General features: G+C 44.5%; 14 protein-coding genes. 8 read left to right on the top strand and 6 right to left on the bottom strand.

All coding sequences use genetic code 11. The features are described from left to right. Positions 1 to 62: 62 nt before the first annotated feature. The 3 genes from HMPREF1154_RS03170 to HMPREF1154_RS03160 all read right to left on the bottom strand — a co-directional run bounded on the left by HMPREF1154_RS03170 (position 63) and on the right by HMPREF1154_RS03160 (position 3,781). Complete coding sequence (locus HMPREF1154_RS03170) at positions 63 to 992, bottom strand: transcription antitermination protein NusB (RefSeq protein ID WP_009641119.1); 930 nt, start codon at positions 990 to 992, stop codon at positions 63 to 65. Positions 993 to 1,180: 188 nt separating this feature from the next. After that, positions 1,181 to 1,933 (bottom strand): triose-phosphate isomerase, encoded by a 753-nt coding sequence (gene tpiA, locus HMPREF1154_RS03165; protein WP_009641104.1) that lies wholly within the window; start codon positions 1,931 to 1,933, stop codon positions 1,181 to 1,183. Positions 1,934 to 2,041: 108 nt separating this feature from the next. Next, positions 2,042 to 3,781: a peptide MFS transporter gene (locus HMPREF1154_RS03160; protein WP_009641096.1), complete on the bottom strand. Its 1,740-nt coding sequence runs from the start codon at positions 3,779 to 3,781 to the stop codon at positions 2,042 to 2,044. Positions 3,782 to 3,903: 122 nt separating this feature from the next. On the opposite strand from HMPREF1154_RS03160, the gene HMPREF1154_RS03155 reads away from it, so the two are divergent. Beyond that, on the top strand, positions 3,904 to 5,019 hold the full coding sequence (locus tag HMPREF1154_RS03155; RefSeq protein ID WP_009641166.1) for a CapA family protein: 1,116 nt from the start codon (positions 3,904 to 3,906) through the stop codon (positions 5,017 to 5,019). Continuing rightward, the gene (gene folP, locus HMPREF1154_RS03150; RefSeq protein ID WP_009641142.1) at positions 5,016 to 5,843 is read left to right on the top strand and encodes a dihydropteroate synthase; all 828 of its coding nucleotides are present in this window, start codon (positions 5,016 to 5,018) and stop codon (positions 5,841 to 5,843) included. Before HMPREF1154_RS03155 ends, folP begins: the two co-directional genes overlap by 4 nt. A gap of 150 nt (positions 5,844 to 5,993) precedes the next feature. On the opposite strand, the gene HMPREF1154_RS03145 is transcribed toward folP, so the two are convergent. From HMPREF1154_RS03145 to HMPREF1154_RS03135, 3 genes are read right to left on the bottom strand one after another with little or no spacing between them, the layout of a single operon-like run. Next, positions 5,994 to 6,251 carry a DUF6952 family protein gene (locus HMPREF1154_RS03145; RefSeq protein ID WP_016420397.1) on the bottom strand — a complete coding sequence of 86 codons (258 nt, stop codon included), beginning with the start codon at positions 6,249 to 6,251 and terminating at the stop codon, positions 5,994 to 5,996. After that, positions 6,232 to 6,546 carry a thioredoxin family protein gene (locus HMPREF1154_RS03140; RefSeq protein WP_009641125.1) on the bottom strand — a complete coding sequence of 105 codons (315 nt, stop codon included), beginning with the start codon at positions 6,544 to 6,546 and terminating at the stop codon, positions 6,232 to 6,234. Before HMPREF1154_RS03140 ends, HMPREF1154_RS03145 begins: the two co-directional genes overlap by 20 nt. A 59-nt stretch (positions 6,547 to 6,605) precedes the next feature. Continuing rightward, positions 6,606 to 7,241, bottom strand: coding sequence for a peroxiredoxin (locus HMPREF1154_RS03135; RefSeq protein ID WP_009641169.1), 636 nt, complete (start codon positions 7,239 to 7,241; stop codon positions 6,606 to 6,608). 220 nt (positions 7,242 to 7,461) lie between these two features. Between HMPREF1154_RS03135 and HMPREF1154_RS03130 the strand changes: the two genes are divergently transcribed. The 6 genes from HMPREF1154_RS03130 to HMPREF1154_RS03105 all read left to right on the top strand — a co-directional run. Next, positions 7,462 to 7,935: a DUF2271 domain-containing protein gene (locus HMPREF1154_RS03130; RefSeq protein WP_034566823.1), complete on the top strand. Its 474-nt coding sequence runs from the start codon at positions 7,462 to 7,464 to the stop codon at positions 7,933 to 7,935. A 144-nt stretch (positions 7,936 to 8,079) separates the two neighbouring features. Continuing rightward, a complete protein-coding gene (locus HMPREF1154_RS03125) occupies positions 8,080 to 9,708 on the top strand; it encodes an acyl-CoA carboxylase subunit beta (RefSeq protein ID WP_009641103.1) in 1,629 nt (542 codons plus the stop codon). Positions 9,709 to 9,766: 58 nt separating this feature from the next. Next, a complete protein-coding gene (locus HMPREF1154_RS03120) occupies positions 9,767 to 10,090 on the top strand; it encodes a barstar family protein (RefSeq protein WP_009641113.1) in 324 nt (107 codons plus the stop codon). Positions 10,091 to 10,353: 263 nt separating this feature from the next. Beyond that, positions 10,354 to 14,637 carry a DNA-directed RNA polymerase subunit beta' gene (rpoC, locus tag HMPREF1154_RS03115; protein WP_009641160.1) on the top strand — a complete coding sequence of 1,428 codons (4,284 nt, stop codon included), beginning with the start codon at positions 10,354 to 10,356 and terminating at the stop codon, positions 14,635 to 14,637. Between the two features lie 4 nt (positions 14,638 to 14,641). Next, positions 14,642 to 14,947, top strand: coding sequence for a DUF3467 domain-containing protein (locus HMPREF1154_RS03110; RefSeq protein ID WP_009641143.1), 306 nt, complete (start codon positions 14,642 to 14,644; stop codon positions 14,945 to 14,947). A gap of 318 nt (positions 14,948 to 15,265) precedes the next feature. Beyond that, positions 15,266 to 19,565, top strand: a 4,300-nt coding sequence (locus tag HMPREF1154_RS03105) for a hypothetical protein (protein WP_009641150.1), incomplete at its 3' end; no start/stop codon positions are given.

Raw genomic sequence — 19,565 nt, 5'->3', positions numbered from 1 at the left:
CAGTGGTTAGTTGTCAGTGATTAGTGATTAGTTGTCAGTGGTTAGTCACTTGTCATTAGTCACTAAAGAAGTCCTCTTCCGATCTTCTTAAGCGTGCCGTCTTGGGTGAAGTCCTTAGAGAGGGTATCAAGGATACCATTGATAAACACACTACTCTTGGGGGTGGAGTACTCTTTGGCAATCTCCACATATTCGTTCAGGGTAACCTTTACAGGGATACTGGGGCACTTGAGGAGCTCGGTGATACCCATTTTGATAAGGATGGCATCAATCTCTGCTATGCGTTCGGTGTCCCACTGGGGGGTCTTCTCTACCAAATATTGTTGGAACTTCTCATCGTTGAGTACCGCTTTTTTTAAGAGGTCTATACCGAACTCTCTGTCGGCTATATCCTTGAATAAGGGAGGGACAAGCTCGTTCTCTTTGTCTTTGCGTAGTCCCTTGAGGAGTTTGACAATCAGGGTATTGACCAGAGGGAAGTCATCAGTCCAAGTGATTTCTGTATCGGCTAAGAAGTCAAAAAGTTCCTCATCGGGAGCGATAACCTCCATATATAGGTCAGCTAAGAACTGTCTGTCCCCTTCAAAACTTCTGGGACGTCCCTTGGCCAGCTGATAGATTTCGCTTTCTAAAATTCTGTTATACAGTATGTTGATATACTCATCATGGGCTCGCCACAAGAGGGATTCCTTTTCTATAGCCTCAGAGAGAGCCTCATCGCGGGTGATCAGCTGTAAGGCCTCATTCTCCAAGAACAATGTATGAGAGATATTCTCATCACGAATAAACTTGTTTTTATAGACGGCCTCCATCTGCTGGGAGCGTTTTTCCAAGGCTGCCCACAAGCCCATAAGGACTATGTACAAGCTGTGGGTATTGTCCATACTTGCCACAAGGAAGTTTTCCCCTCTTTGCAGATTATAATTTTCCTCCTGATGTAGTGCATAAATGGTCTGCATTACCTTTACACGAATGTGCCTACGAGTGAGCATAAAGAACTTTTAGTTAGTTGCAAAAAATTATCGGCAAAAGTACATATTTATTTTTATATAGCCTCTATATTTTTGAAAAATTATTTTTTGGCTCTCACAAGCACATAACGACACTTGGGCAACATGCGAGCATGTGTCCATTTTAGGAAGAGAAAAAAGGGACAAAGTTGCCCTTGTCCCTTGGTTTGTTAGCCTATAGCCTTGATAATGGTGATAAAGTCGTCAGCCACTAGAGCGGCTCCTCCTATAAGCCCCCCATCTACATCGGGGTTGGCAAAGAGGGCGGCAGCGTTCTTAGCGTTGCAGCTACCTCCATAGAGGATAGAGAGGTCATCGGCTACGGTTTTTCCGTATTTGTCGGCCACTGTCTTACGAATAAAGGCGTGTATCTCCTGTGCTTGCTCAGGGGTGGCAGTCTCGCCTGTACCAATAGCCCATACAGGTTCGTAAGCCAGAACGATATGTTTCCAAGCCTCTTGAGGCAAGTGGAATAGGGCGTTTTGTATTTGAGATTTTACTACCTCAAAGTGCTTAGCCGCCTTGCGCTCAGCGAGTTTCTCTCCTATACAGAAGATAATACGAAAGCCATGGGCGAGGGCAGTATCCACTTTTTTGGCAAGACTCTCATCGGTTTCGTTGAAGTACTCACGGCGTTCGGAGTGTCCTAAGATAGTGGTTTTCACTCCGATAGCCTCAAGCATAGAGGCGGACACCTCACCAGTGAAGGCGCCTTTTTCAGCAAAGTGCATGTTCTGAGCCGCTACGATGATAGGGCTACCTTTGGTTTTCTCTACTGCCAAGGCAAGATTTACAAAAGAGGGGGCAATCACTACCTCCGCCTGTGTTTGTGGAAGTTTTTCGAGCAGGGCGGCAATAAGTTGAGCGGACTGGGTCGCATCATTATTCATTTTCCAGTTACCTGCAATTACTTTTTTTCTCATAAGTATATGATTTGAGTTATTAGTTGTCAGTGGTTAGTGGTTAGATTCGGCAAGCAAAAATACGAAATTTAATCTGAAAACAAAAGGTTTTTTGCTTTATTTTGTTGGTTACTTTACTTCGTGCATGAGCTTTTTGAGCACAGGGTTGTATAGCATCACCAAGATACCCGCACCAGCGGCAATACCCGCAAAGATAAGGAAGAAAGTACTTAGCCCATATTCCTTAGTAATGGACACTACCTGTCCGCCTAAGGTAGCGGCTACTTTCTGGGCGATGGCAATCCCTAAGTACCAAGTACCGAACATGAAAGCCAACATTCGGTGAGGGACGAGCTTGGAGACATAGGAGAGTCCCACAGGAGAGATAAAGAGTTCGCCTATGGTATGGAAAAAATAGATGAGTATGATATAGGCCATGGAAATCTTCATGTCCTCGCTTAATCCCTTGGCGCCAAACCATACCACTAGATAGCCGAGGGCGACGAAGAACAACCCAAAGCCATACTTGAAGGCTACCGAAGGATTGTATTTGGACGACCATATCTTGGATACGGAAGAGGCTAAAGTGATGACAAAGAAAGCATTGAGTACCGAGAACCAAGATACTGCAATCTCGGAAGTCTTCTTAAGGAACTCACTCCTAATGGCATAGATGGCTACCCCCCAGATGAGTAGGAAGCAGACAAAAAGCACTATATTGGTCAGCGGAATAAGTTTCCAAGTGACCATCGCCAAGCGAATCAATACAAATGAGATAATCAGCAAGGGAATGAGCATCAGTAGGGCATTGATGATATTGAACACCAACAGTCCCTCACCGCTAAGGCTTCTATCCACATAATCACGTGCTACGATGATCAGTGACGAAGGGGCTTGCTCGAAGGTAATAAAGAAGAAAATGATAAAGAAAGCCAAACTCATCACGGCAAACATACGGTTGCGGACGATCCTATCATAACGCAGAATACGCGATACTAATAAATAGACAAATAACAATAGGGCTACAAGCGCCACAAGGTTTTGCCCACGCATAAGGGAGGTATCTACCCACGCAAATAGGTCGTAGATGTGGTTCTTGGACAAAGGATCATTGAAGGCATAGAGCAGCCCCAGTACGGATACCACGACAATAAGTACATTATCCACTAAGGTGAAAGGGTTGCGCTTGTCCGTATCGGTTGATTGCTCGTGGTGCACTTCCTTCTTGAGCATACCCAAATCCCCCATAAGCGGTTTGGCAAAGACAAACTGTAGGGTGCCTAAGCCCATAAAGATACCCGCTAGCCCAAAGCCCCAGCTCCAGCCCTTGGTAGCAGCCAAGTAACCACAGAGCATCATACCTAAGAACGCTCCTGCATTGACCCCCATATAGAAGATCGTATAGGCGCTATCTTTCTTGTCGGGGTGATCTTTGAACATCTCCCCAAGGATAGAAGGCACATTGGGCTTGAACAGCCCGACCCCAACTACCAAGCAGGTAAGCCCTACAAAGAACATAGTGGTGGAGTGCAAGAATAAGCACAACTGTCCTATAGTCATGATGATAGAGCCTATGATGACCGCACGTCGTGTGCCTAAGTATTTGTCGGCTATGATTCCTCCCAAGACAGGGGTGAGGTACAAGAGCATCGCATAAGTACCATAGAGGGCGGTGGCTTGCTCGGAAGTCCAGCCCCAGCCCCCCTTAGGGTCGCCTAAGAGAATTTCAGCGGTGAGGAATTGTACCAGCAGCACCCGCATCCCATAGAAGGAAAAACGCTCCCACATCTCGGTAAAGAAGAGAAAGAAAAGCCCCGAAGGCTGTCCCAATACTTTGGTGTCAAAATAATGTGTCTTTTTGTCGTTCATAAGGTTAATGAGTTAATTCGGCTCAAAGATAGTTTTTTTTTCTGAATAGACCTAATTTCTTTACAAAACTTTTTATATTGGCTTTAAAATCGTATTTTTGCGCCTATGTTTAACACATTGTGATGAAAAACTATTTCATACTTCTGGGGCTACTGCTAAGCCTTGCCACACAAGGACAAGAGCGCTTGGATAGGCAGCAAACACAGGATACCCTATCTCTACTTTTCGTAGGGGACATCATGGGACATACCCCCCAAATTCATTCGGCTTATGATAAGCAAACAGGCCACTATAACTATAAGCCTGTCTTTGCCAAAGTAGCTCCCATCTTTAAACAACACGACTACGTGGTGGCTAACCTAGAGGTTACCCTTGGGGGCAAGCCCTTTACAGGCTATCCAACGTTCTCTTCGCCTAAGGAGCTGGTAGCAGACTGCCTGCACAGTGGTATCAATGTCATGGTAACAGCCAACAATCATTCCTGCGACCGAGGGAAAATAGGGATTACCAATACTCTCTACCAATTGGATTCCTTAGGAATCAAGCATACAGGTACTTTCCATGACCTGATAGATAGGGCAATGCGCAATCTGCTTATCTTGGAAAAGAACGGGCTACGTGTGGGGGTACTCAATTATACTTATGGCACCAATGGGCTACCAGTGCCCAACCCAACCCAAGTGAATCGCTTAGATACCCTACAGATCCAAAAAGATATCCTTAGCGCCCGAAGCCGCAAACTTGACAAACTTATAGCGGTGGTACACTGGGGGATAGAGTATGCCACAACCCCCAATGAGGCGCAGAAGAAAATGGCAGACTTCCTCTTTCGCCATGGGGTGGATTACATCATTGGCGGACACCCACATGTGTTGCAACCCATGGAGCTTAGAGGCAATCGACCCGCCCAACAGCAGTTTGTGCTCTACTCCTTGGGCAACTTTATCTCCAACCAACGCAAGCGCCATACCGATGGTGGACTGATGCTCAACCTTACCCTTGTCAAAGGAACAGATAAGCAAACCCGCTTGCTCACCCCTGCCTATTACCTCACTTGGGTACATTTGTATGATAAAGATGGGAAAAAACACTATGAGATTCTCCCTTGTGCCGAAACAGAACAACAAGGCTATCCTGAAATGACCCCAGCGGCAGTCAAACAGATGAAAATATTTGTGGAAGATACACAAAAACTCTTTAAAAAACACAACAAAGGAACTATTATAGAGAAAAAATGACACAAATCAACTGTAAAGGGGAGCTTATCTGCTTTGATACCCCCAAAGTCATGGGCATACTCAATATCACCCCTGATTCTTTCTATGCGCAGAGCCGTACCACACCTGCTGAAGTGCTCCGCAAGGCAGAACAGATGCTTGAGGAGGGAGCCACTTTTGTAGATATAGGAGGCTATAGTTCCCGCCCCAATGCCCAAGAGGTATCCCCGCAGGAGGAACTACAGCGCGTAGTGCCGGTAGTGGAAGCCTTGGTAAAGCACTTTCCTGATATCTGCATCTCGGTAGACACCTTCCGTGCAAAAGTTGCCCGAGAGAGCCTTGAGGCAGGAGCCTGTATCATCAATGATATTTCCGCAGGGCAGATAGACCCCGCCATTTGGGAAGTGGTTGCCCACTACCAAGTCCCTTATATAGCGATGCACATGCGTGGCACCCCACAGACCAAGCAGACCTACACCGAGTATGATAAGCTCACCAAGGATATACTGTACTATTTCTCCCAGGTAAAGGACAAGGCAAGACAATTGAGAATCAATGACCTTATCATAGACCCAGGTTTTGGTTTCTCCAAGACCCTCGCCCAGAACTATGAGCTGATGCAGCAGCTTGCCCTTTTCAAGGCCTTGGAGTGTCCTATCTTGGTAGGGATCTCCCGTAAGACTATGATATATAAGCTCTTGGATACCACTCCAGAGACAGCTCTCAATGGAACGACGGTGCTTAATACCTTTGCGCTACTTCATGGGGCGGATATCCTCCGTGTCCACGATGTAAAAGAAGCGGTAGAGTGTGTAAAGATAGTGGGGGAATTGTGTAGGAAATAAAAAATAGGCGGCACCGCGGGTGCCGCCTATATTGTTGTTCAGACATTTTACCATGAATCTCCCTTAGTATTCTTGTAACTCTTAAGCTGAGTTACAAGAGATAAATCGGGAATAACTAACATAATTTAATAAAGATGAGATGATGACACTTTATTTGTCAATAGCACCAAGTACTCTTTGCATAAAGGTGTTCAGCGCTTCTTTTTGTGGGGTACCTGCTTTGATGAGCTTTTGTACCTCCAAGGCTCCATACATATTGGAGAGGAGTTCTCCTATAATATCCAATTCTTCGTCCTTGAGGGAGGAAAGCTCGGTTAGGTTTTCCAGTACCTCTATCGTCTCTATCACATAATCCTCGTCATTGGCTTCAATGAATTGGGTAATGTGCTTAATTATTGGTAATTTCATCGATCAATTCATTTAGTACCTCCTGCTTATTGGTCTGTACGTCCTTTAGGAGTTCTCCGTTTACAAAAGCAGCGAAGGTAGGTAAGTTAGTTACATTGGCGAGCTTACGAGATTCAGGGAATTGCTCTGCATCGGCGATGACAAAGGTAAGATCCGCTCTCTCTTCAGCAAGTTTTTTGAATTTAGGTTTCATGATACGGCAATTTCCGCACCAAGAAGCAGAGAACTGTACAACTACTTTAGGGTTGGCTTGTATGAGTTCTGCTAAGTTATCACTGGTAAGTTCTACTAACATGAGTCAAGATTAATAATTAAAGTTTGCGTTTTATGAAGACAGTAAGAGAATATGATTAATTAGTGCTTAGCTAAGTAATCAGCAGTACTTTTTCTATCGGCATGCATAGCCTCTTTACCTTCTTCCCAGTTGGCAGGGCATACTTCTCCGTATTTTTGTACGTGTGTATAGGCATCAATTAGGCGAAGGTATTCCTTTACGTTGCGTCCAAGAGGCATATCATTTACACTTTCGTGGAATACTTTTCCGTTTTCATCGATAAGGAAAGTAGCACGGAAAGCAACATTGGAACCCTCGATAAGGTAGTTTTCCAGCTCTTCATTATATATATGATCTGCTTCCAAGATACCTAAGGCGTTGGAAAGATTACGGGTTGTGTCGGCCAAGATAGGGTAGCTTACCCCTTCTATACCTCCTTGATCTTTAGGTGTATTAAGCCAAGCGAAGTGTACTTCGCAGGTATCTACTGAAGCACCTATAATAATGGTATTGCGTTTTTCGAATTCTCCTTTGAGTTCTTCGAAAGCGTGTAGTTCGGTAGGACATACGAAAGTAAAGTCCTTTGGATACCAGAAAAGAACTACTTTTTTGTTTTTCTTGGTAGCCTCTTCAAAGATGTTGATACGAAGGTTATCGCCCATTTTTGAAATGGCGTCAACGGTGATGTTTGGGAATTTTTTTCCTACTAAAGACATGATTATGATTATTTAAATGTTATAGAATATCTTTGTTTTACGCTGCAAAAGTATAAAGAAAATCTATCAGAAGAGGCGGAGTTCTATTGTTTTTTTCTATAGTGTTATAGTGGGAAGTGGTCAGTGGTTAGTAGTCAGGCACATGGCTTTTCACTTTTCACTATTTGCTTTTCACTAAAAAAACGTATCTTTGCGCTTTCTTTTTAAAACAATCAAAATTATGACAAGGAAAATTGTATTTGCCTTAGTGGCATTTTTGGCCTTTGCTACGGCTCAGGCGCAGGACAAATTTAAGTGTATGGTACAGATGGCCAACTATACTGGCGAGGGTGCCTATATGGTAGTATCGCTCATAGACCCAGAGGACAAATACGTCAAGACGCTCTATGTCTTTGGTGATAATGGCAAGTACTATGACTCGCTTAAGAAGTGGTTCGGCTTCTATAGTGAGAAAAAGGAAAAGATAGACGCCATCACAGGTGCTTCAATCACTCAGGGCGATCGTAAGAATATCGTCTTGGACTTGGACAAAAACCTCTTGGACAAGGGGTATAAGATTCGCTTTGAGTCGGCTGTGGAAGACCAATACTACTACACTACCGATGCTCAAGTGCCTTTCTCAACCGAATCCCTCAAGGGGAAAACCGAAGGTACTGGTTATGTGCGCTACGTACGCCTGAGCGAACCTAAATAATATGTTTTTTCCGCTCGCAACTAACTGATAATGATTAAAGTGATATTTTATTAACAGTTAAAAGCATTTTTTTTGAAAAAAATCGTCGGAAAAACTTGTTTAAATAATAAAAATTCTTAACTTTGCAACTTGAAAACGTCCCGTATGGATTTAGCTTTTAATAAGAACGAAGATCACAACAAGCTCGCACGAGACGAGGTGCGCCAGCGCTGGGAACAGATTAAGCGAGGAGGGGGAGACAAAGCCCTTGAGAAGCTGCACCAACAGGGAAAGCTCTCGGCTCGCGAACGTATAGATTACTTATTGGATAAGGACAAACCTCGCTTGGAGATTGGGGCTTTTGCTGCCGATGGTATGTATCAGGAGTATGGGGGGTGTCCCTCGGCAGGGGTCGTAGTGGAAATAGGCTATGTACGTGGCCGCCAAGTAATAGTAGTGGCCAATGATGCTACAGTGAAGGCAGGGGCTTGGTTTCCCATGACTTGTAAGAAGAACCTCCGCGCTCAGGAAATCGCTATGGAAAACCGCTTACCGATCATCTACCTTGTGGATAGTGCGGGCGTATTCCTGCCTTTGCAGGACGAGGTATTCCCTGACAAGGAGCACTTCGGGCGTATCTTCCGCAATAATGCCCAGATGAGTAGCCAAGGCATCGTTCAGATAGCCGCCGTGATGGGTAGCTGTGTAGCGGGAGGTGCTTATCTGCCGATTATGAGCGATGAGGCGCTTATCGTTAATAAAACAGGAAGTATCTTCTTAGCAGGGAGTTACTTAGTGAAAGCAGCCATAGGGGAGGACATAGACAATGAGACTTTAGGCGGTGCTACTACCCATTGCCAGATTAGTGGGGTAACAGATTACCAATGTGAGAATGACCAAGATGCCTTGGATGTGATTAAAAACCTTGTGGATAAGCTGGCCGAGGCACCCAAAGCGGGCTTTAGTAGGATAGCCAGTGCGGCACCTAAGCTGGATCCTAATGATATATATGGTATACTGCCCATTAGCCGTACCCAACCGTATGATATGAAGGAGCTAATCCTTCGCCTAGTGGATAACTCCGAGTGGGAGGAATACAAGGAAGGTTATGGACAGACGATCCTCACAGGCTATGCACGTATAGATGGCTGGGCAGTAGGAATTGTGGCCAATCAGCGCAAGGTAGTCAAGACCCGAAAAGGGGAGATGCAGATAGGCGGGGTGATCTATTCCGATAGCGCAGATAAAGCGACCCGCTTTATAGCCAACTGTAACCAAAAGCGTATTCCGCTAGTCTTCTTGCAGGACGTTACAGGCTTTATGGTTGGTAGCAAGTCCGAACATGGAGGGATTATCAAGGACGGAGCTAAACTGGTCAATGCAGTGGCCAACTCGGTAGTGCCCAAGTTTACCATTATCGTAGGTAATTCCTATGGGGCAGGTAACTATGCCATGTGTGGCAAGGCTTACGACCCGCGCCTGATTGTAGCTTACCCTTCGGCCAATCTGGCCGTGATGGGAGGCGCCCAAGCAGCCAAGGTGCTCTTACAGATAGAAACGGCTACCCTTAAGCGTAAGGGCGAGACACTATCCGAGGAAAGAGAGCGCGAACTATTAGAAAATATTCAAGAGAAATATAACCAACAAACTACCCCTTATTATGCCGCAGCACGCCTATGGACAGATGCGATCATAGACCCGCTGGATACCCGCCTATGGATCTCACAAGGGATAGAAGCGGCCAATGGGGCGCCTATAGAGAAGCCTTTTAACTTAGGAGTCATTCAGGTATAGGGGGCAAGATTGTTGGTAAATAATTGAAAAACACTATTCTAAATATTTACTAATAGAAATGAGTACATATATCAGAAAAAACGCTTTGGAGTTTCACGTAGACTTGAGAAATGTCCAAAACGAACGTGCCTTCCTCAGTACGATGAAGGAGACTTTCTCCTTGCCTGATTACTTTGGATACACCCTTGATGGCTTAGATGACTGTATGCAATCCTTGGATTGGATAGATAACCAGCATGTATTGGCTAAGTTCTACCACTTGGACGACCTTCGCCAGCATAACGAAGCGCTCTATGGGGAGATACGCAAGAGCTTAGATCTCTATAGGGCTTATTGGGCAGGTAACCCAGACCCAAATAAGAAAGTACAGTTTGAATACTAATTTTCAAGGTAAAAAGTAAAAAGTAAAAAAATAAATCTTTTTTACTTTTTACTTTTAAATTTTTATTGTATCTTTGCCCTCAGTTTGGTTAAGTGTTTTTATAGAAGTTATTTTGACTTTCGTAGAGCATATAAGTACTTGTCTTTCACCCTCTTAGGGTAAGGGCAAAGGTAGAGAAGGTAACATAACCACAAGGGGTTATGTCGCCTCCTCTTTTCGTGTATTTGTCCAAATAGGAACAAATTTTGTTATTAAAAAATGCTATGGCAAGAGTAAAAGAGAAAAATGCAACTGTGAGATTTGACAAAATCTCTATTGGATTGGCTTCTCCTGAGAGTATCTTAGCAGTCTCTCGTGGTGAGGTAGCTAAGCCTGAGACCATCAACTATCGCACCCATAAGCCTGAGCGCGATGGACTATTCTGTGAGCGTATCTTTGGCCCTGTGAAGGACTATGAGTGTGCTTGTGGAAAGTATAAGCGCATCCGCTATAAGGGGATCGTGTGCGACCGTTGTGGGGTGGAAGTAACCGAAAAGAAAGTACGTCGCGAGCGTGTAGGGCACATCAACCTGGTGGTACCTATAGCTCATATTTGGTATTTCCGTTCCTTGCCTAATAAGATAGGTTATTTGCTCGGACTTCCTTCCAAGAAGTTGGACATGATTATCTATTACGAACGCTATATCGTTATTCAGCCAGGGATTGCCAAGTCCCTCTCTGGAGACCCATTGGAGAAAATGGAACTATTGACCGAGGAGGAATACCTCGATATCATGGAAACCCTACCAGTGGAAAACCAATACTTGGAGGATACCGATCCTAACAAGTTTGTCGCCAAGATGGGGGCTGAGGCACTTTATGACCTCTTGCATGAGATAGACCTGGATGCACTTTCTTACGACTTGCGCCATAGAGCTAATACTGAAACCTCTAAGCAGCGCAAGACCGAGGCGCTCAAGCGCTTACAGGTAGTGGAGGCTTTCCGTGATTCTCAGAAGAACAGGGAGAACCTCCCCGAATGGATGATTATGAAGGTCATTCCTGTGATCCCTCCCGAATTGCGTCCGCTAGTGCCTTTGGACGGGGGGCGTTTTGCTACCTCCGACCTCAATGACCTCTATCGCCGTGTGATCATTCGCAACAATCGTCTCAAGCGCTTGATAGAAATCAAAGCGCCTGATGTGATTTTGCGCAACGAAAAACGTATGTTGCAGGAATCTGTGGATTCCCTCTTTGATAATACCCGCAAATCCTCTGCTGTAAAGACCGATGCCAATCGTCCGCTCAAGTCCCTTTCTGACTCTCTCAAAGGTAAACAAGGACGCTTCCGTCAGAACCTCCTTGGTAAGCGTGTGGATTACTCCGCTCGTTCGGTGATTGTCGTAGGACCAGAGCTTAAACTCTTCGAATGTGGTTTGCCTAAGAATATGGCCGCTGAGCTTTACAAGCCTTTTGTCATTCGCAAGCTCATAGAGCGCGGGATTGTCAAGACAGTCAAATCGGCCAAGCGTATCATAGATAAGAAAGAGCCTGTAGTATGGGATATCTTGGAGAACGTGATCAAGGGCCACCCTGTGCTACTGAACCGTGCCCCTACCTTGCACCGTTTGGGTATTCAGGCCTTCCAGCCTAAGCTGATAGAAGGAAAGGCAATCCGCCTACACCCACTGGTATGTACTGCGTTTAACGCCGACTTTGACGGTGACCAGATGGCCGTACACTTGCCCCTTGGGCCTGAGGCGATCCTTGAGGCACAGATGCTCATGTTGGCTTCCAATAATATCTTGAACCCTGCCAATGGGGCTCCTATTACCGTACCTTCGCAGGACATGGTCTTGGGGCTTTACTACATCACCAAGATGCGCAAGAGCACTCCAGAGGAACCTATTGCAGGCGAAGGCTCCGTGTTCTACTCCCCAGAGGAGGTGAATATTGCCTACAACGAGCATAAGGTACACCTCAATGCCTCTATCAAGGTACGTACTCACGACCTCGATGAGCATGGCAACATAGTGACTAAACTGATAGATACCACCGTAGGGCGCGTCCTCTTCAATGAGGTAGTACCCCCTGAGGCTGGGTATATCAACACCATATTGACCAAGAAATCCCTTCGCGATATCATCGGACATGTATTGAAAAAAACAAGTATCCCACGTACCGCTGAGTTCTTGGACGACATCAAGGCTATGGGATATAAGTTTGCTTTCCAGGGAGGACTTTCCTTCTCCTTGGGCGATATTATTATTCCTAAGGAAAAACAAGAGATGATTGCCGATGCCAATGAGCAAGTACAAGGTATCATCGGTAACTATAATATGGGGCTTATCACCAACAACGAGCGTTATAACCAGGTGATTGATGTGTGGACTTCCACCAATGCCCGCCTAACGGACTTGGCTATGAAGCGCATCAGTGAGGACAGACAAGGGTTCAACTCCGTATATATGATGCTTGACTCAGGAGCGCGTGGTTCTAAGGAACAGATTCGCCAGCTTACCGGTATGCGAGGCCTTATGGCTAAGCCTAAGAAATCCACCGCAGGTGGGGGCGAAATTATTGAAAACCCGATTCTTTCCAACTTCAAGGAGGGACTTTCTATCTTGGAGTACTTCATCTCTACCCACGGTGCTCGTAAGGGATTGGCCGATACGGCGCTTAAGACAGCCGACGCAGGTTACCTTACCCGTCGTTTGGTAGATGTATCTCAGGATGTGATTATTAATACTGATGACTGTGGTACCCTTCGTGGTATTGAGATACGAGCCCTTAAGAAGAATGAGGAAGTTATTGAAACCCTTGGTGAACGTGTATTGGGTCGTGTAGCACTTAATGATGTGATCAATCCGCTCAATGAAGAGGTTATTGTATCCTCAGGAGAGGAAATCCGTGAGGATGCTGTAGAGAAAATCAACCAGTTACCTATAGAATCTATTGAGGTACGCTCTGCCCTTACCTGCGAGGCCAAGCAAGGTATCTGTGCTAAGTGCTATGGGCGCAACCTCTCCACAGGTAAGATGGTACAGATAGGTGAAGCCGTAGGAGTTGTAGCAGCCCAATCTATTGGAGAACCTGGTACACAGCTTACCTTGCGTACCTTCCACATGGGGGGTACTGCGGGGAACATCTCCGAAGAGAACAAGATCATCGCGCACTTTGACGGTATTCTCGAAATTGATGACCTCAAAACCGTTAAGGGTGAGGACTACGATGGCAATCCTGTAGAGGTGGTGATCTCTCGTACTTCCGAGGTGAAGATCCTAGAACCTCATACCCGTATGGTACTAAGCACCTCCAACATTCCTTACGGTTCGTTCATCTTCAAGAAAAATGGCGATACTGTAAAGAAAGGGGATGTAATCAACCAATGGGATCCATATAACGCGGTGATTATCTCCGAGTTCTCAGGACAGATTGTTTATGAAAATATAGAACAAGGGGTAACCTTCCAGGTAGAGATAGACGAGCAAACAGGCTTCCAAGAGAAAGTAATCTCCGAGTCTCGTAACAAGCGACTCATTCCTACTATGCATATTCAGGATAAGGAAGGCAACATCTTGCGTTCGTACACCTTACCACTGGGTGCCCACATCATGGTGGATGACAAGGAGAAGATCAAGGAAGGCCGAATTCTCGTGAAGATACCACGTAAGTCCGCTAAGTCTGGAGATATTACAGGGGGTCTACCACGTGTAACAGAGCTTTTTGAAGCACGTAATCCTTCTAACCCTGCCATAGTGGCCGAAATAGACGGGGTAGTGTCCTTCGGAAAAGTAAAACGCGGTAACCGTGAGATCTATATAGAATCCAAAACAGGAGAAAAGCGTACTTACCTTGTGAAACTCTCCTCTCAAGTGCTTGTACAGGAGAACGACTACGTACGTGCAGGTATGCCACTCTCCGATGGTTCGGTAACACCAGAGGATATCCTACGTATCAAAGGCCCATCGGCCGTACAACAATATTTGGTAAATGAAGTACAAGAGGTATACCGCTTACAAGGGGTGAAGATCAATGACAAACACTTTGAGGTAGTAGTACGCCAGATGATGCGTAAGGTAGAAATCCAAGATCCAGGCGATACCCTCTTCCTTGAAGAACAAATGGTACATAAGGACGACTTTATTGAGGAAAACGATAAGCTCTTCGGAAAGAAAGTAGTAGAGGATGCTGGTGATTCTCAGAACCTCAAGCCAGGACAAATCGTAACTATGCGACAGCTACGTGACGAGAACTCCCTACTCAAGCGCCAAGACAAGCGTTTGGTTATAGCTCGAGACATCATTCCTGCTACAGCCGTGCCTGTGTTACAAGGTATTACACGAGCCTCCTTGCAGACCAAGTCCTTTATCTCGGCAGCCTCCTTCCAAGAGACAACCAAGGTACTCAACGAAGCCGCCGTACAAGGTAAGGTAGATAACTTAGACGGCCTCAAGGAAAATGTGATCGTAGGACACCGTATCCCAGCAGGTACAGGTATGAAGCGCTACGAGAACATTATAGTAGGTTCACGTAAGGAATTAGCAAAACAGAATATCAACCTATAGCCTTATGGAAAAGGTAACCAAAAGGGAAATTAACATAGAGATAGATGATAAAGTAGCCGTGGGGATCTACTCCAATATGGTGGTAGTGAACCACTCCGACAGCGAGTTCGTGTTGGACTTTATCTCTATCATGCCAGGGATGCCCAAGGCGCGCGTACAGAGTAGGGTCATTATGACCCCCTCTCAGGCCAAGCAACTGATGCAGAATCTCAGCACCAATCTTTATCAGTACGAACACGATAAAGAACTCCCTACCGACGAAGAGGTCTTCGGCAAGCAAGCCCACTTCTCAGGATCAGGCGAAGCGTAGAATAATGACAAATGACAAGTGACTAATGACTAATGACAAGTACTATATTTGTTATTAGTCATTAGTCACTTGTCATTAATCATTGGTTATGGGGCCTTGTTAAAAACTTCTCCTTTCTCTATACAAATCATAATTTATTAATTATCAATCACTTATAGAACAAAATATCTTTTAAAAACGTTAAATTTTCATTTTTGCAAAAAAAACTTTGAAAAAATACTTGGTATATTGATAATAATTAATAAATTTGCGCATAAAATACCTCGTGAAGAGCTGTAAAATTATAAGATGATGAAAATCAATAAATTCGATTTGAATATGAAGAAGTACTGGCTGTATGTAGTAGCGCTACTGCTGCCTATCTTTACATTGGCGCAGAGTCTTCCTGCCTATACCCTTATGGGGGAGAACACAGTATGTGGAGGAAATATAAAGGTAGACTGGTCGGCTGCGGTAGCGGCAAGTGTTCCTGTAGCCGAGTGGAAAGCTGAGCTGTATGATAGTGGAGGAGTGAAGCTCAGTCAAGAAAATTTTGATGCAGCAGGGAAGACGACATTTTCTAGTCTTTCTTCGGGTACCTATAAGATAAAAATTATTAGGAAGGATGCGCTCCAAACCCACCCTTCGCAACTTACGCAAGCAGTAACCTCTAGCTATAGGCGATTTGCAGTAACCTCAAAGGGACAATCTGCCGCAGAAAAAGCAACAGGTGAATGTACCAATGATGGGAAGGCCACTATCCAGATAAAGGATGGGGAAGGCCCTTTTGTGGTAAAAGTATATGAGAAAAATTCTGGGAACTTGGTGGCAACCTCCCCTGCTACAAATAAAATGGGGAATAGTACATCTATACAAGTGGCAGGACTCAAGGCAAATACATTCTATCAGGTAGAGGTAACTGACCAAGTAGGGGGAGGAAGTTGTTCTATAACAGAGCCAAAGACAACACACGAGTTTAAAACGCTTGATGTGTCTACATCTCTACTAAGAGGCGTTACTATGGAAACTTGTCGTCCGCTTAAGGCAGGTGAAACAGAAGGAGCACGAGGAATTATAACAATAGACATTAATAATGTCAGTGCAGGAGCTGGACCCTTTACAGTGAAAGTAATAAAAGATGGGGGGCAAGTAGTGGTTGCTAATATATCTGTACCTAAGAGTGGGGCGACAGGATCAACTATCAAAAAAATTGAGCCTGATGCGGGTAAGAGTTTTGATTCCAATACTTATTATACAGTGCAAGTAACAGATGGTAGTTGTACTGCAGAGAAAAGAGTATACAAAACATACAAATATTCTCCTGATTACTTACAACTATTCTTAGCGCCCTCTTGCAGTGGTAGTTGTCAAAACTACGAATTAGCTTTTGCTGCTCACTATAACGAACGGGCCATAGAAGAACATTACTATCCTTATAGAATTAAGTTAAAGGTAACTCGTGGGGCAACTACAATTGCTAATCAGGATTATAATGGTGAAGATGCACTTCCATTAAATAGACAAGAAGGAAGAAGGAATATCTATGGAGCCAATGATGAATTTGGCTTTTGGTCTTGGTGGAAACCTAGAGTACATACGACCAATCTACAAGTAAAGGCAGGTGATGTTATAGCTCTTGAATATACTGATTGTGCTGGAGTAACTCGTACCTTATCTCATACAGTAATAGCTCCTCCTACCAATATGCCAGAAACTATTACAGATGTACTACCTAATGAGGCAACATCTAATCCTTGTGATAAAATAATTCGCTTAACAACGAAATTCCAACAGTATGTAACATCCTTTGTTATTTATACAGCATTTTGTAATGTGTCAGGTATAAAATATCGAGCAAAACGTTCAGGGGCGGTAGTTTCTACATTACCCAATGAACCTCAAAAACTCTTTAAATTCTTTGATGAGCAAGGCGGAAATGTACATAGGGTAAAGGTACAAGACGGAGGTTCTACTTATCAGATGGAATATGCTGAAGTTAGTACGCCTCTAGATGGATCTAGTACAAAGAATTGCAAACATTATCTTTCTCCTTCTATAGCAAGTTCTTCTATAGAAATGAATCCATTGAAACGTATAAGAATTAATGTAGGAGGAGCCGTTCAAACAGTGTTAGACTTCCCAGGACGAGGAAATAAACTCTATTTAGGAGCAGATGATCCATTAATAGGGGGATTGGATTTCATTACCAATAATAATAAGCTCACTATGCGCATTGTCCGTACGGATGGACAGCCTAATGAACAAGAAATAGATGTGAAAGGTCCTTGGAATCTTAAAGGAAAATATAAAGTAAAATTCCCTTTTACCAAAATACTCTTTCCAGCTATGAATAATGGTGATGGCTCAATATATCAGTTCTTTGATTTTCCTCCTGGACAATATAGAGTAGAGTTAAAAGATGGATGTGGAAACACTTATAATAAAGATATATCAATAGATCAAATATCTGATGTAAATAGGCAGATAGACGGAAAGGATCACTTTTTAGTAACTACAGATTGTGCACAAGGAGGGGGCACTAGTAAAGGAAAAGTGATAATGGATGTGTTGTCAGAGAAGACTACAGCAGCTGCGCCTAGCGCCATGTTTCTTTTTTCAGATGAAAATAGAGGCAATGGTCAGCCTGTGCATAAGCGTGTAGGGCCTACACCTCTTAAGAGTGCTAATTTCAACAGAACAGATGCAGCCGATCCTACCAGATGGCGTTCTACAGCAGGAATATCGGACATAGCTCCAGGTAAGTATATTGTAGGAGTTTCTATGGGACCTTATCTCCACTCTGTGATAGATCCAGCTAGTGCAGCAGAGAGAGGATATATGTATTCCTTTAATCCATCTAATCGTGGAGATGTGATCAGTAATACAGTTATCTATCAAGAGATAGAAATTAAAAATATTACAGAAGTTACTCCAGTTTCGGCTATAGGTATGTGTGACCCTTCTAATCCTAATACAGGAGTGATACGTGTGGAGATACCTACAGGTTCTGAACCTAAGTATCCTATCACTTATACCTTATATAAGGTATCAGGAGGCACCAAGACTGTAGTTACTCAAGGAGGTAATGAGGTGAAGAAGGTAGTGACAGACCCCCCTGTGGCACCAGCGCCTTTTTCGGATGCGTTTGCGACCTTTAACGATATACCTAGGCTCACTGGTGGTGATACCTATGAGGTAAAGTTTGAATCAGGCTGTTTGGATCGTTGGGTACCTGTACCTGACTTCGGTAGCTTGACGGCTCCTGATGTACATGCTAGTGTTGCACAGGCTTGTTTCAACCAGCCAATGACTCTTAGTGTGGATCTTTCTGAGTCTTTATATGATATTCAATGGAAGTCAGACCCAGCCAATGCATTTGATGGTGTGCCAGGAGCAGACCTAAAGAAATCTAGTGTCACTTTCAACCCTCAAATAGCAGCTAAGTATTTCGTTACTTATAAGATGAAAGCAGGACGTGGTTGTCCTGTAGTAGAGAAGACTACTGCACAGAAGGAAATTCCTCTTAAGGTAAGCAACTTCACCGACGCAGCGATAGGTGCGATGGTAGATGTATCGGAGACGATGCCAACGAATCAGTGTGCGGCCACGGCTACATGGACAGCTCCGACGATCACGGATACTGAGGGCTGTGGATACAGGCTTACGTGGGAGGTAACTAGGGCTGATGGCAGCAAATACACGCCTACGCCTGATACGGATGGCAACACGCCAGCGACGACTTATAATGGATTTCAGATAGGGGATAACTATGTAGAATACACGGTCAAAGGCAAGACAGATGGAGGTACAGTAGGCAAGAAGCGTTTTAAGGTAACGATTTTAGCGCCGCATGTAAATGTAAAGGTAGAGAGTGCATTTGTAGCAGCCTCTTCGTCTTCATCGCCAGCGATTACGACAGTTACTAAGGGTAGTACGATTTTCTATAAGGTAACATTAACGAACCAGACGACCCAGGCCTTGGGAGGAGGTACGGTAAGGATCACCTTACCGAATAACACCAATGGCAACTATGAACTTCCTGCGGTTACAGATCCAGGAATTCTTACTACGGGCTTGGGTACTTCGGTAAATGTTCAGTATGACACGAATGATCCTCGGGTACTGATATTGAGTAATGTATCAGGAGGTGGAACGCTTTCACAAGGAAGGAAAGCGGAGGCCTATATACCGATTAAGATAAAGGACAATGCAGATTGCTCGTTGTATGAGAATGCGTGTCAGGCTACATTGACAGCCAAGGCAAGCTTTGAGTATAGCACGGGCAATGGCTGTGCGGCTTCGGGTGTGGCAAATGGAGATGGAGTATCGGCAGAGATAGACAATAGTGGCAGCCATTGTATGCGCATGGAGTTGTTCTGTGGTTCTGCTATCAACCTTACGGCAAGGGGTACAGGTTATACCTCTTATAAGTGGTATGATGGAGGAGCTACAGGGGCTAGCTACTCACCAATGAGCAGTACTACGGCCACCCAGCAAGTAAGTGCCGCAGGCTATTACAAGGTAGAGAAGATAGTAGACTGTGATGGGGTAGCCACCACCACTACCGAATACATACGAGTGATAGACAGGAGTGATGCTACGGTGGATCCTATCAGGGATCAAACGGGCAACATCGGGG

The organism is Capnocytophaga sp. CM59 (genome assembly GCF_000293175.1).
Classification (GTDB): domain Bacteria; phylum Bacteroidota; class Bacteroidia; order Flavobacteriales; family Flavobacteriaceae; genus Capnocytophaga; species Capnocytophaga granulosa.
Note: the sequence above shows the minus strand (reverse complement) of the source record. Positions and strands in the feature narration are given on the sequence as shown.